General features: G+C 44.7%; 14 protein-coding genes. 9 read left to right on the top strand and 5 right to left on the bottom strand.

The window, feature by feature from the left end:
• Positions 1–100 precede the first annotated feature (100 nt).
• The 6 genes from H0G69_RS09825 to H0G69_RS09800 all read left to right on the top strand — a co-directional run bounded on the left by H0G69_RS09825 (position 101) and on the right by H0G69_RS09800 (position 4,637).
• A complete protein-coding gene (locus H0G69_RS09825; protein WP_180304822.1) occupies positions 101–430 on the top strand; it encodes a MobC family plasmid mobilization relaxosome protein in 330 nt (109 codons plus the stop codon).
• Positions 412–1,980, top strand: coding sequence for a relaxase/mobilization nuclease domain-containing protein (locus tag H0G69_RS09820; protein WP_180304821.1), 1,569 nt, complete (start codon positions 412–414; stop codon positions 1,978–1,980). The genes H0G69_RS09825 and H0G69_RS09820 overlap by 19 nt, the downstream gene beginning before the upstream one ends.
• A complete protein-coding gene (locus H0G69_RS09815) occupies positions 1,977–2,276 on the top strand; it encodes a hypothetical protein (protein ID WP_048345704.1) in 300 nt (99 codons plus the stop codon). Before H0G69_RS09820 ends, H0G69_RS09815 begins: the two co-directional genes overlap by 4 nt.
• A 104-nt stretch (positions 2,277–2,380) precedes the next feature.
• The gene (locus H0G69_RS09810) at positions 2,381–2,557 is read left to right on the top strand and encodes a hypothetical protein (protein WP_180304820.1); all 177 of its coding nucleotides are present in this window, start codon (positions 2,381–2,383) and stop codon (positions 2,555–2,557) included.
• Positions 2,558–2,560: 3 nt separating this feature from the next.
• Entirely contained in the window at positions 2,561–3,046 is a 486-nt protein-coding gene (locus H0G69_RS11175; protein WP_053069130.1) for a GtrA family protein, read from the top strand.
• A 1,054-nt stretch (positions 3,047–4,100) separates the two neighbouring features.
• On the top strand, positions 4,101–4,637 hold the full coding sequence (locus H0G69_RS09800) for a GNAT family N-acetyltransferase (RefSeq protein WP_052088953.1): 537 nt from the start codon (positions 4,101–4,103) through the stop codon (positions 4,635–4,637).
• A 118-nt stretch (positions 4,638–4,755) separates the two neighbouring features.
• Here H0G69_RS09800 and gndA read toward each other — a convergent pair whose 3' ends face one another.
• The 3 genes from gndA to H0G69_RS09785 all read right to left on the bottom strand — a co-directional run bounded on the left by gndA (position 4,756) and on the right by H0G69_RS09785 (position 9,463).
• Entirely contained in the window at positions 4,756–6,195 is a 1,440-nt protein-coding gene (gene gndA, locus H0G69_RS09795) for an NADP-dependent phosphogluconate dehydrogenase (RefSeq protein WP_006500812.1), read from the bottom strand.
• Positions 6,196–6,515: 320 nt separating this feature from the next.
• Positions 6,516–7,994, bottom strand: coding sequence for a glucose-6-phosphate dehydrogenase (gene zwf, locus H0G69_RS09790; RefSeq protein WP_033934973.1), 1,479 nt, complete (start codon positions 7,992–7,994; stop codon positions 6,516–6,518).
• Between the two features lie 302 nt (positions 7,995–8,296).
• Positions 8,297–9,463: a CynX/NimT family MFS transporter gene (locus H0G69_RS09785; protein WP_006500810.1), complete on the bottom strand. Its 1,167-nt coding sequence runs from the start codon at positions 9,461–9,463 to the stop codon at positions 8,297–8,299.
• Positions 9,464–9,721: 258 nt separating this feature from the next.
• Here H0G69_RS09785 and H0G69_RS09780 point away from each other — a divergent pair, with 258 nt between their 5' ends.
• Positions 9,722–10,153 (top strand): VOC family protein, encoded by a 432-nt coding sequence (locus H0G69_RS09780; RefSeq protein WP_006500809.1) that lies wholly within the window; start codon positions 9,722–9,724, stop codon positions 10,151–10,153.
• Between the two features lie 53 nt (positions 10,154–10,206).
• Here the strand turns inward: H0G69_RS09780 and H0G69_RS09775 are convergent, their stop codons facing one another.
• Positions 10,207–11,136: an aldo/keto reductase gene (locus H0G69_RS09775; protein ID WP_074503716.1), complete on the bottom strand. Its 930-nt coding sequence runs from the start codon at positions 11,134–11,136 to the stop codon at positions 10,207–10,209.
• Positions 11,137–11,228: 92 nt separating this feature from the next.
• Positions 11,229–11,687 carry a class Ib ribonucleoside-diphosphate reductase assembly flavoprotein NrdI gene (nrdI, locus tag H0G69_RS09770; protein WP_033934976.1) on the bottom strand — a complete coding sequence of 153 codons (459 nt, stop codon included), beginning with the start codon at positions 11,685–11,687 and terminating at the stop codon, positions 11,229–11,231.
• A 155-nt stretch (positions 11,688–11,842) separates the two neighbouring features.
• Here nrdI and H0G69_RS09765 point away from each other — a divergent pair, with 155 nt between their 5' ends.
• Both H0G69_RS09765 and H0G69_RS09760 read left to right on the top strand, forming a co-directional pair.
• Positions 11,843–12,706 carry an ATP-binding cassette domain-containing protein gene (locus H0G69_RS09765; protein ID WP_180304819.1) on the top strand — a complete coding sequence of 288 codons (864 nt, stop codon included), beginning with the start codon at positions 11,843–11,845 and terminating at the stop codon, positions 12,704–12,706.
• 17 nt (positions 12,707–12,723) lie between these two features.
• Complete coding sequence (locus H0G69_RS09760) at positions 12,724–13,248, top strand: saccharopine dehydrogenase related protein (RefSeq protein WP_180304818.1); 525 nt, start codon at positions 12,724–12,726, stop codon at positions 13,246–13,248.
• Positions 13,249–13,301: the final 53 nt, after the last annotated feature.

Raw genomic sequence — 13,301 nt, 5'->3', positions numbered from 1 at the left:
TAAATGAGACCGGTGTTGCATGTTGCAAACCTAACCTCATTTAGTGGTGAGTGATAAGAAAGATAGCACATTATGCTATCCAGAGAGAGGAGGCAGGAAGATGCGAACTGACAATCACCAGGTCAACATACGTGTGAATGAAGCCGAATATGCTAAAATCCAGGCTTCAGCGCGTATTATGGGCTTGTCTGTGCCTAAATACTGCAAGCACTTAGTAATGCAATCCAAATTGAAAGAACCGAAACTTGCTGATGATGAATATCATCATATAATCGTTGATCTGTCACGCATTGGTAACAACATTAATCAGATTGCTAGGCGGCTCAACCAGGCTCAAGACGAATTGGCTGAGGAGGAATGGTTAGCTGTTAAAGACCAGTTGGAAGCACTAGACAAGGAGGTGGCTCATGTTTGGGAACGATTAAAATGAATCGCGCCAAGAGTGCAGCAGCAGCTATCAGTTATGCCTTAGGTCGAAATCGCATGAAGTCAGAGACAAAAGAATGGCTAATAGAGCATGGCTGCCCGCCTGGAGCGTTGAAAAACAATGATCGGGCGGTTGTCAGAAGCGGAATTAACATCAGTCCAACCTATGCCAATGCTGAAATGAAAGCAGTGAGACAGCATGCCAACGGGGACACCATCAAAAATCAGGCTATCAGAATCATACAATCATTCGCAGCTGATGATCTGGACATTACCAACCCAGAGAATTGGCAGATATGCAATGAGATCGGCTATGAATTTGCCCGTCGTGCTTTCGGTGGGCTTGATGATGAAAACCAAGACGGCTATTACCCACCATACCAAATTGCCGTATATACGCACGTTGACGGTAAGGGCCACAAACTGCATAACCATATTATTGTAAACAAGACCAATCTTAATGACGGTAAGCAGTGGATTGTTGACAATCTAAACGAAGAATGGCGTAGTTTTCGAGAGATTAACGATGCTGTCTGTCGTGAATACGGGCTTGAGATCACTCAGGAGCGTTCAAAGAAGGTTAAAAAAACTATTAGCGAGCGTGAGTTGGAGCTAAAGGGCCAATATGTTTGGAAGAATGATCTGAGAGCTAGGATTGACGACGCGTTGGCCGAGATCAAGAAGAAGAATATTAATCTGGAAGATTCGCTAAAAGCAAGAGGTGTTGACGTTAGAAGGCGTGGGCAGAATGGGATAAGCTATGCTTTTGTGGACAAGGAAGGTAAAAAGCGGATCAGCCGTGGGAAGCGGTTGGGCACAATATACGAAAGGAAGAGTGTTGATGAATATGAAGAAGGAATCAAACAACAACGAGCAGAGCGAGCAAGAGAAGCTGCTAGATCAGTTCGTTTTGAGTATAGACAACAAGCAATTACTGCAGTTCGAACACATCAGCAGCAATTGGAACAGAGTATTGGAGCATCAAGAGGAAGAATTGAAAGAGCTGGAGCAAGAAAACAGTCGCTTACTACGCTTGTTAGAAGCCTTCAACAGGCAATTAACCGATCAATTGCCTTAATAAAGCGTCTGAGAGCTGATTTTGAGCGTCGAAAAGCTGAAATGAAACGCTTCCAAGTCAAAATGAGGAAGTTTGACGTGAAAAGCTATCAGGATCTGGTACAACAAATGCGTCTGGTTGCTGAGCATGAGCAAAAATCGAAAAAGACTGCTCCTGAAGCAATCGTGGCGGTAACGCTGAGGGACAAGTTGCCGGAGAACAGTAGTAATCAGCTAATAGCTGCTACGGCCGACATGACGCGATACCTGGTTATGATTGATCAAGGTACATGGTCAGGAGGGCAGTTTGAATTTTCAGCTAAAGAGAAAGAGACCCTGGCGAATGCAACACCTGAGCAATTGAAGAAAATCAACGGTATTGCCAAAAGACAGGCCAGGAGACTATCTGGCGTTGTTGATAAGGCTGTTGAACAACAGAAGAAGAACGCTGAACGGCTTAGAGCTATTAATCAAGGAAAAAAGAGGTACAGAAGATGACATCAAGATATGACATTGCTGCGATCAAAAAGCAATTGGTGGCTGCAGAAAAGCACGATAAAGAAATCTACGGCGAAAAGGTGCGGAAGCTGCTGTTGGAGAAGACGAATCTAGACAGCTTGAAGGACGTTTTGCATGACTATGATATTATTGTTCGACCAAAAAAGAAAAATGACGTACCAGTAAAAACAGAGAAGCCCCATTTGAAGTCTAAAAATGTTCCATCTGTTGATGAATGGAATAATAGGGAAGATATTTCAAAAACAGATTTTGGAACAGAGGAAAGACTTTTCTAACTTTTTAAAAGTACACAATTGTAGTCATTTGTTAAAAATAGGACTTTTAATAATTATTTTGGTCATTATGTGGTACACTTTCGGAATTAAGGAGGTGAGTAATCTTGAAACTGAATAAAATGAGTAAGGCTTGCATTGTTGCCGTTATGGTTGCTGTTTTTGCAGTTGTCCCATTAGTGCAACTTAATGCTGGACAAAACGCTAACTATGCTAGTGCTTCTTCTAAAAAAGTAATGAAGCATTACTGGGACGCAGGTTGGCAATGGTTTCATGGTATTTAGATCTTGTCAGTAAATAAATCTGTACTTAAGCTTATCAAGAATGAAAAGATAAAGTATTTATTCTGGGGAATTGTAACAACAGTATTTTATTTTGTCGTCAGATTATTATTAGATACATTTGTAACACCTGTTCTTTCAGCAACAATCACTGAAATTTTGACTATTTTCTTTGCTTTTTATGTAAATAGGAGATTTGTTTTTACTAAACAAAAATCAAAATCTCTAGTTTACCAGCTAATTACATTTTTTAGCGGACGAATAGTTGTTATGTTTGCTGATATGTTAATTACCTTTTTAGCAATAGAAAAGTACTATGCTTTTTTTATCGCTGTGTTTAAATTAAATACGTTGGCTTATGCTTTGGATTCTATTATAGGTATTAATTATTTGACAGGTTATAGATTGAATAATTTATTTTGGATATGCATAATCCAGATCTTTGCAATAGTGTTCAACTTTATAGTATCAAAATATTTATCATTTAAATGATGACAGAACATAAGAGGCTGAGAAACAGTCTCAAAACAAAAAATGTTAGAAATTACGTTGCTGAAAACGTTGATTTCTAGCGTTTTTTTTTATTCAACTGAAATTATGACGAAACTTTGACGCTAGAATCTCTTTATTCGGGATCATAACACTTCTAATTATCTATTGATTTAAAAGAATACGACGCCTGAACGCTCATTACGCAATCGCGTTCCTGCTTAGCGTTCTAAGCCCTCAGCACTCGCTTTTCGCTCATGCTGCTGGCAAGAACGAAGCACCTTAACGCTCATTATTCAATCGCGTTCTTGTGCTAGTGTTCTTAATCTCCAAGCTTCGCTAACCGCTCGCTTGTCAATAAAGAACACTATATTGAAGGCAAGCACCCTCTTTTGTAGACTATATTACATATAGCTACAAAGATGCTTGCAAGGAGACTGCTTCGCTCCCCTTGACCCCTTAGACAAACTTTTTAACAAAAAGTTTGATCAAAAAGCTCGGCCTAATTGACTCTTCAAGTCAATTACTAGCCTCGCTAACGACAACAATTTGCGCGAAATGATAAAATCATTTCAGCAAAAAAGTTGTCGTTTTTGCCCTGCAACCATGAGCGACTATGCTATACTGGTTGCAGCTGATCAACGAATATCATTGATCAGCAGGACAAAAAAACCGTTACCTGAAATGAAGGTAACGGCCGTGCCCGACAGTTTGATCCATCAATTAAAATTTTTCCTAATAAACTGCCAAGTTTGGCCGTGATCTCTTCAATTTTCTTCATAAGGAATACCGAAGGGGGAAAAAGGGGAAATTTTTGATAAATTATTACATCATTTGATGATTTGGGTGGTTATTAAAAGCCCATAATATCAGCGTTTTGATGATTTTTGATAGTATATGATATTCCCTCTTAAAATACTTATAAATTTTTAATCTTTCCTTGCCAAAAAGTTGGCTTTTCCCATATAATGAGCTTGCATCAAACAAATTTGGAGGGATATTTATTTATACGATTCGCAAGGCCGAGCCTGAAGACGCCGGCCAGATAGTACCGTTAATGTCTTTGATTTATGATGAAATGGAACTGGAGGAATTTGAGTCGGTTCCCGACGAAGACCCCCAGAGGATGATTTATAATGCTTACCGCGACCGAGCCTTACTTGGCTATGTGGCAACCACGTTTGTTGCTGAGGCTGATGGGCAGGTCGTGGGGGTAGCGTTTGGCTATCCAGACAACAACGAAAATGCGGTCAACCGAGTATATCAAGAAGCTGCAGCGCCAATTCCGTCGATTCGCGATGTCGATTTCTTCGCGGACCCCGAATCATTTGCCAATGAGTTTTACCTAGACTCATTGGCGGTTGATGCTGATTATCGCGGAATGGGGATTGCAACGGCTCTGATTGATGCGATTATAAAACATGCTGCTTCCTTGGAATACGAGACGATTGGCTTAAATGTCGATGTCGCCAACCCCAAGGCAGAACGGCTGTATCGTCGCTTAGGATTTGATGACGCGGGTCAGATCATGATAGGCGATCACTGGTATCGTCACCTCCAGCGTTCAACTTCCCAAGTACTGTTAACTGAATAATAAATAAAGCGTCCTGCCAGCCGCGGGACGCTTTTTGAGTTCTTAGATTACGATAATAGTATAAAAAAAAGCGCCGAACACTAAGGATCGACGCTTTGAAATCAAGTCTAACTGATTTTTATTGTTCAACGTACCAGCTGTAGTGGAAGTTGCCTGGGCGGTCAACACGTTCGTACGTGTGAGCACCGAAGTAGTCACGTTGTGCTTGCAGCAGGTTAGCAGGCAGAACTTCAGCACGGTAGGAGTCGTAGTAGTTGATGGCAGCAGCCAGGGATGGTACAGGAATACCAGCGTTGATGGCCATGGATACGACTTCACGCGTAGCCTTTTGGTACTTCTTGGCAATGTCCTTGAAGTAGTCGTCCAACAGCAGGTTCTTCAGTTCAGGATCCTTTTCAAAGGCATCCGTGATCTTTTGCAGGAATTGAGCACGAATAATGCATCCTTCACGCCAGATTTGAGCCAGTTCACCGAACTTCAGGTTCCAGTCGTAGCGTTCGGAGTCGATCCGCATTTGTTCGAAGCCTTGTGCGTAGCTCATAACCTTACCGAAGTAGAGGGCTTCACGAACCTTTTCAACCAGTTCCTTCTTTTGGTCTTCAGAAACAGTTGGCTTTTCAACGTCTTCTGGCAGAACCTTGCTTGCAGCAACACGTTCGTCCTTCAGCATGGAGATGTAACGAGCATAAACGGCTTCCGTGATAACGGATTGTGGAGCACCACCGTCAAGGGCAGTTTCAGAACTCCACTTACCAGTACCCTTGTTGGCACCACGGTCAAGGATCATGTCAACGATTGGCTTGGACTTGTCTTCGCCCAGGTCATCCTTGCGAGTCAGAATGTCGGCAGTGATTTCAACCAGGTAGCTGTCCAGTTCGCCCTTGTTCCATTCAGCAAAGATGTCAGCCATTTCGTCAACGGAAAGACCCAGAACATTACGCATAATGTTGTAGCTTTCGTCGATCAGTTCTTCGTCACCGTATTCGATACCGTTGTGAACCATCTTTACGTAGTGGCCGGCACCGTTAGGACCGATGTAGGAAACACATGGCTTGCCGTCTTCAGCCTTGGCAGCGATTTGCGTCAGGATAGGTTCAACCAGGTCGTAAGCTTCCTTTTGGCCACCAGGCATCAGGGAAGGACCTTGCAGGGCACCCAGTTCACCACCGGAAACACCCATGCCGATGAAGTTGATGCCGGATTCGTCCAGCTTAGCGTTCCGTGCCATCGTGTCGTGGAAGTTGGTGTTACCACCGTCGATCAGCACGTCACCCTTGTCCAGCAATGGCAGGAGTTCTTCAATAACAGCGTCAGTTGGCTTGCCGGCCTTAACCATCATCAGGATTCGACGAGGCTTTTCCAGAGAGTTGACGAATTCTTCAACCGTGTAGCTAGGAATCAGCTTCTTGTCGCTGTGGTCACGCATCATTTCATCGGTACGTGAACGACTACGGTTGTATACACCAACAGTAAAGCCGCGGCTTTCAATGTTCAGTGCCAGGTTCTTGCCCATAACGGCCAAACCAACAACACCAATTTGCGCTTTTTGATCTGACATTGTGTTGTCACACTCCTTAAAAACTTAATTACATCATTTACAGAAACTATTATACCAGAAAGCGCTAAAAGTTGAAGAAATATTTGCTAAGGTTTGCACAATCTTTACAGTAATCTAACTAGTTTAATTCCTAAGAAAATATAAAAATTAACTAAATTTTAGTAATTTAGAAGTAGTTTAACGAAACAGATTTAAGAATGTTAAGAAAAAACTTAATCCACTAAAGATAATTGAGAGGGCTAAAAAATTAAAGCCCCCTCGCTTCAGGATTCTGAAACGAGGGGGCTATCCTTTACCAGATTGGCAAAGGTTTTAAAATTTTAGTGATTCAGATGGTAAACCCATTGACGGCCATCGCGAGCCAGCAGTTCGTCAGAAGCAGCTGGGCCCATTGAACCAGGCGTGTAGTTAGGGAATTGAGGTTCTTCAATGTCCCAAAGCTTGCGAATAACGTCAACGAACTTCCATGCGTAGGCAATTTCAGCCCATGATGCAAAGTTGGTGTGGTTGCCTTCCAGTGCATCGTGGAAGAGACGTTCGTATGGTTCTGGTGATTCATTCTTGGCTTCGTCGCTTTGCAGGTACTTCAGGTCAACTGGTTCAGTCGTGAAGCCTTGGCCGGCGCGCTTAGCGTTCAGACGCAGTGAGAAGCCGGAGTTTGGTTCAACGAAGATCGTCAGAACGTTGGAGTTCAATGATTGTTCGCTCTTCATCCGTGGGTTGGCAAAGATGTCGATCAGCGGCTTCTTGAAGACAACGTCGATACGGGTAAACTTGTCAGCCAGCTTCTTACCAGTCCGTACGTAGAATGGCACGCCAGACCAGCGATAGTTGTCAAACATCAGCTTGGCAGCAACAAAAGTTTCCGTAATGGAGTTTGGATCAACACCGTCTTCATTGCGGTAGGCATGCGTGTCATCGCCAGCACCGTATTGGCCACGAACAAAGTTGGCAGCTGCTTCGGATGGGGTGTAGACTCGCAGTGAACGCAGTGCTTTAATCTTTTCAACCCGAACGTCGGTGTCGGTAAAGGCAACTGGTTGTTCCATTGCCAGTTGAGCAACGATCTGCATGATGTGGTTTTGCAACATGTCACGCAGCGCACCGGATTGGTCGTAGTAGCCGGCACGTTCTTCAACACCCAGTTTTTCACTCAGCGTTACTTGGATGTTGTCGATGTAGCGGTTGTTCCACAGCGATTCGATAATCGTGTTGCCAAAACGCAGTGCTTGAATGTTTTGAACCATTTCCTTACCCAGGTAGTGGTCAATCCGGAAGATTTGGTTTTCGTTGAACGTTTGTGACAGTTCATCGTTCAGCTTCTTAGCGGATTCGTAGTCACGACCAAATGGCTTTTCGATCACCAGACGGTTGAAGCCATCCTTGGTCAGCAGGTCCTGCTTCTTCAAGTTCAAGGCAATCGTGCCAAAGAATTGAGGAGCCATGGACATGTAGAACAGGCGATTGCCTTCAGCACCAAATTGCTTGTCCAGTTCTTCCAGGCGTTGCTTAAGCACAGTGTAGTGTTCAGGCTTGGTAACGTCATGGGATTGGAAGAAGAAGTGCTTGGCAAATGCCTGAGCTTGCCCTTCTTCGTTTTCCATACCGTTGACAGACTTCAAAACCATTTGTTGGAAGTCCTCATCGCTCAGCGGACGCCGAGAAGTACCGAGCAGAGCAAAGTGTTCTGCCAGGTAGCCTTTCTTGTAAAGGTTGAATAATGATGGGTACAGCTTGCGTTGTGCAAGGTCGCCGGCTGCCCCGAACAGCGTAATTAAAGCTTTATTTTCCTTAGCCAAAATGTTCACTCCTTCTGAAAATATCAGAAAATCACTCTAACGCTTAAATTATATACTTTTATGTTCAAAACTGCACTAGAAAGCGTCCCCACTTTTTGCGGAATTCTCAAATGGACCACGCCGAAAAAAAGCGCGTTCTGGGGTTTTGTTAAACGCTTATCAGACAATGGTATAGGCCGAAAATAAAATTTTATTTTAGCGTTTAGCGTTGATCTAACGTTAAAGCAATCGCTTGCACATATCTGATTTTTTAGTAAAAAAACACGCCTGCTTCAAGCACGCGTGTTTTTGATGATCAGTAATTAGTCGACGTAAGGCTTGCGTTCGCTCAAAACGCCAAAAATGGTGAAGACAACGGCAACCAGCATGGTAGTCAGTTCACCGGCAAACCATGAACCGCTGGCAGCCTTAAGATTACCGACGAGCATCGGACCAAATGCGGCCAGCAGATAGCCCAATGATTGAGCCATGCCGGACAGTTTTCCCGTGTTAACCGGCGTCTTGGTCTTTAAACTGAACAGCGTCATGATCAGGGCAAACGTTGCCGAGGTTCCGATTGCCAAGATCAAACTGACAAAGACAAACCAGCCAAAGCTATGAAATGGCATCATCAAGCCAAGATACCCCAGAATCGTGAAGATACCGGCACCGAGAATCAGCGGTGTTCGATTGCTTAGCTTGGTTGCCCATAATGGCGCCAAAAAGGCTCCTGGCATGGAGAACAGCTGGAACAGCCCCGCGATCAGACTTGACTGATTGCTGCTTAAACCGGCACTGATTGCAATTGATGGCAGCCAGGCAACCGTTGTATAAAAGACGAATGATGACAGACCAAAGTAGACCAAAATCAGCCAAGCCGTCTTGTTTTTCCACATGTTGATGCCAGTACTGGTGGCTTCGCTGGTTCCACGCTGGTTGAAACGCAGATTTGGCAGCCATAATACCAATGTCGCCAACACCAGCATGCTGAGGAGCATTACTGAGAACTGCCAGCTGCTGTTTTGCGCAACTGGGGTAATGGCATAAGCACCAATTGCTGAGAAGAGCGCTAATGAAACATTATAAAGACTGGTCATTGAACCGATCTTGTCAGGCAGGTTTTCAGTGATGATGGCAGGCAGGAGCACATTCAAAAAAGTAATCCCAATGCCGACCAGCAGCGTGCCGATCATTAATGAAGCATAGTTGAGAACCCGCAGCCAAGAGCCGGCAAATAAGATCAGCAGGGCAATGGCAATCGTCAATTCATTGCCAAGCTTTTGTCCGATCATTGGTACTACGACCGCGACCAAACCAAAACAGATTAAAGGAATCGTAGTTAAAATCCCCAGACTGGTAGTGGCAACGTGAAATGAGGCGGCAATCTCGCCAACGATTGAAGGGATCGAGGTTACCGGCGTCCGCATGCAGGCGCCCAGCAGGAAAATGCCTAAAACCAGAAAGGCGCTGTGTTTGCGCGTGTTGTTCAAAATATCATTCCTTTCTTGATTAATGAATAGTTGGTTATTTATTTCCGCTTTTTTCTAAGACCACGTCATTGTAACATGAATCTGCACAAAGTTTAACGATTTACATGCAACAAAATCTATATGAACGTCAAAATGCAGTATTCGTCGCAATAAACGACCATTAGCGCTTACCTAGCTCTTTTTTGAATCGAAGTCGTGATTTGACGAATGACCCATGGCTCCCTATAATTTAAAAGAACACTTTATCGGAGGAAAATTATGACGGCAAAAATCTATCCGTATTTGACTTTTGAAAATGCGCGCGAAGCCATGCATTATTACGTGGAACAATTTGGCGCCGAGATCATTTACCGTCAGCCGCTTTCAGCAGAACAAGCTGAAAATCTTGGCTTGGCATTGGATGATCTGGATGCCACGACAGCGCACGGTGAATTTTCAATTGTCGGACAGAAAATCGTCTGTGCCGATGCAACGATGGGCAATCCCCAGACTTCTTCGCTGATTTCCCTGCTTTTGGATTTTGGCGGTGATGAAGCAGGTGCCAAGGAATTATTTGATCGTTTGGCTGCCAGCGACGCACAGCGCGTAACCCTGCCTTTTGGACCGCATGAACTGGGCGGCAATCTGGGACAAATCGTTGATCAGTACGGCATTACCTGGCTGATCAGCGCAGGAATCCCACAAGAATAAATTGACGAAGCAAAAAAGCGAATCTGGTCATTGACGACTGGATTCGCTTTTTACTATTCAAAGCTGGCGGGATCGGCAATCACGTTATCGATGCCATTAGGATTGCCTGACCATTTGAATTTATCGTACCAGATGGCATGTTCTTCGGTATCCAAAGTATCGATCTGCATGCATTCGGCTGGTGACAGTTCAAAATCAAAAAGATCGGCATTTTCCCGCATGCGTTGTGGGTGCGTGGTTTTAGGGATTACGATCAGATCATGCTGCAAAGCCCAGCGCAGTTCAACTTGAGCTGGCGTTTTTTGATGACTTTGCGCAATCTTTTCGATAATCGGTTCGTGAAGGAGCGTACCATTCCCCAGTGGCGACCAGGCTTCCATTTGGATATCATGCTGCTGGCAGAAATTGACGATGGCTGGCTGATGAATCTTGGGATTGAACTCGATTTGATTAATGGCGGGCGTGATTTGGGCATGGTCCAATAGATCACGCATGCGCTCAACATCGAAATTGCAGACACCGATTGCCTTGGCCTGACCATCGGCATAGATTCGTTCCATTGCCTGCCAGGTCTGGTTGTATAAGTCGTTGACCGGCCAGTGCATCAGTAACAGATCAACGTAATCGGTCTGCAGAGCTTGCAGCTGGCCTTCAAATCCTTTGCGTACGCGGTCGTAGTCGCCTTGATCGCCATTGTAGATCTTGGTAGTCAAGAAAACGCTGGCTCGGGTACGCCCGGTAGATTGAAAGGCATCCTGCATTCCTTGACCAACCGCGCTTTCATTGCCATACTGCTTGGCCGTGTCCAGCAGCACATAGTCGTTTGCTAGGGCATCGCAAACCATCTGCCGGGTCGTTTCAAGCGGGGTCTTCCAAACGCCCAGGCCAATCTGCGGCATTAAAAGACCATTGTTTAGCCGAACTTTTGGCTGCAAATTTTGATTCAAAAAATCATCTCCATTACTGCATGAAATCGATACCATTACTAATGCTATTATAAAACTATTTGTTAACGTGAAATATTAAGAATTAAAAAAAGCATGGCTAAAGACTGCCATGCCGAAAATATTGTTGATTAGGCGTTGACCTGTTGCCAGCGCTTGGTCAGAATAGCGTAGATCTGCTCAACATCCTGACTAGTACCACGCAGCTCGTAGTCAGCCAAGAATGGTACCTTGAATTCATAGGCATACTTGCGGGCTGTCAGACAGTACTGTTCGTTGAAATTGCGATTGCCGCTGCCAACCACGCCTAAGCACTTTTTGGCATTATCGTTTTCTGCGATGTATTCACCCAAAGCATTGGTCATCAGTTCTTTAACGCCAGAGTCAAAGCCATTGCCACCGTCCAGATAAGTTGGCACGAAAGCAAAAAATGGTTCGCTTTCGGCTGCCGGCAGTGTTTGATCGGTGATTTCCTTTAGATTGATGGTGGGCAACTGTGGGTTGAAACTGTGCTGCTGTTGGGCGTATGCCTGCAAGCGGGTCAGAAATGAGCGGGTGTTGCCCTCGATAGAGATAAAAAGGATGTTCATGTCGTTTGATTTCCTCTTTCTTATTAATTAATAGTCGATAACTTATATTTTAGCCGATTTTTAGAGCAGTTGACACTGTCTTTTTAGTTTAAAAATGGTTTGGTGCCGCAACCACGTTATAATAAAAGCAAACGACTTAGAAAGGATGATTTTCCATGGTCGAAATAGTCACGCATAATTTGACGATTGAAGCCGATAATGGCAGTCGGTTGTCAAATATCGACCTGACGCTGCAGTCGCCTAACGTAGTAGCTTTTTGCAGTGATGATCCGCTGTTTGGTGAGACGCTGTTTTCATTGCTGCGCAAACATGGTCAGCCAACCAGTGGTATGATTCAGATCAACGACCAGCCTTTAAAGACTTTTCGCCATCCAGAAAAGTCGCTGGTGATGCTGGATGATCTTAGATTTAAGGATCGTTGGACGATTCAGCGTGCGATTCGTCAAGCGCAAAAAGGCAGTGCCAATTCAATTGATGATGAACAGGCCCGTCAGATTCTAAGCCAGTTTGATCTGGATTGGCAGCTTGTAATCAGAGACCTCAATCGAAACCAAAAAATTGAGCTGAGCATAATTCTGCTGCTGGTCAAACAGCCGTCTGTTCTTTTGCTTGACCACGCAACGGATGGCTTGACACCGCGGGAAGCAAAGGCAGTTTGGCAGCTGTTGCGCAGTTATGCTCAAAAGACTGATGCATTGATCTTGATGACCAGCAGCAATATGACGACCATGATGAGCTGCGCTGATGACATTTATTATTTCAGCCGCGGCTATTTGACCTCGACACGCCATTTGCATCCCCAAAGCGGCGTTGACTGCGTAGTCACGGTTTTCGGCACTGGATTTCCGATTGAGACGGCCCAGAAGCTGGGAGCCAGAATTCTGGAAGAAGCGCCGCAAGAAACCCGTTTTTTATACGCGGGCAATATTCAAGCAATTCTGCCGCTGCTGGAGCAAAGCACGATTGCTGACGTTCGGATTGAGGATGCCACGGTAGCAGACGAACTGATGACCTACTAGTAAAATGAGGTGAGATTATGAATCGAATCGTATTGATTGGGCGGCGTAATGATGGTTTGCGCGAGCGCCTGCTGTCATTGCTGCCGGATGCTGTGGTAGAGCCAAGTTTTCATTTTAAGCTGCAAAGCCAAGACGTCTTGTGCTGGCTGCCTAAGCCTGACGATCCGGTTGACCAGGATGTCTATGACCTGGTTGACCTGATTGATGACAGTAACGTAACGCCAGCAAAGATCGTAATGCTCTCAATTGCCGGCACAGCCGATGATGCCACTGATGAACAGCTGCAGAAATGGTATGGCAAATCGGCTTTGGATATGGTATTGGCTCATCAATATGCGATTAAGATGATTGACGAGCTGGAGTTTCCATATGTGATCGTGCGGGCGCTGCCAATTGTTCCACGCGAAACAGCCTTAAAGATTATTGGCGAGGGCCAGCCGCTAACGGGACAGACAGTTGGTTTAGCTCAGGCTGCCAATGTATTGAAGATGGCATTGACGACTGATCAATACCGCAATCAATCTGTGGGCATCGAAGACTAAATTATGAATGCTTTAACGACCAATCAAATGTAGTAATGCTGTATACTGGTTTC

It is taken from the genome of Limosilactobacillus mucosae, assembly GCF_013423865.1.
GTDB lineage: Bacteria > Bacillota > Bacilli > Lactobacillales > Lactobacillaceae > Limosilactobacillus > Limosilactobacillus mucosae.
Note: the sequence above shows the minus strand (reverse complement) of the source record. Positions and strands in the feature narration are given on the sequence as shown.

Bases quoted from the DNA above. Each gene is read 5' to 3' on its own strand.
- H0G69_RS09825 (WP_180304822.1), top strand. From the start codon at position 101: ATGCGAACTGACAATCACCAGGTCAACATACGTGTGAATGAAGCCGAA.
- H0G69_RS09815 (WP_048345704.1), top strand. From the start codon at position 1,977: ATGACATCAAGATATGACATTGCTGCGATCAAAAAGCAATTGGTGGCT.
- H0G69_RS09800 (WP_052088953.1), top strand. From the start codon at position 4,101: ATGTCTTTGATTTATGATGAAATGGAACTGGAGGAATTTGAGTCGGTT.
- gndA (WP_006500812.1), bottom strand. From the start codon at position 6,195: ATGTCAGATCAAAAAGCGCAAATTGGTGTTGTTGGTTTGGCCGTTATG.
- H0G69_RS09780 (WP_006500809.1), top strand. From the start codon at position 9,722: ATGACGGCAAAAATCTATCCGTATTTGACTTTTGAAAATGCGCGCGAA.
- H0G69_RS09775 (WP_074503716.1), bottom strand. From the start codon at position 11,136: ATGGTATCGATTTCATGCAGTAATGGAGATGATTTTTTGAATCAAAAT.
- nrdI (WP_033934976.1), bottom strand. From the start codon at position 11,687: ATGAACATCCTTTTTATCTCTATCGAGGGCAACACCCGCTCATTTCTG.
- H0G69_RS09765 (WP_180304819.1), top strand. From the start codon at position 11,843: ATGGTCGAAATAGTCACGCATAATTTGACGATTGAAGCCGATAATGGC.
- H0G69_RS09760 (WP_180304818.1), top strand. From the start codon at position 12,724: ATGAATCGAATCGTATTGATTGGGCGGCGTAATGATGGTTTGCGCGAG.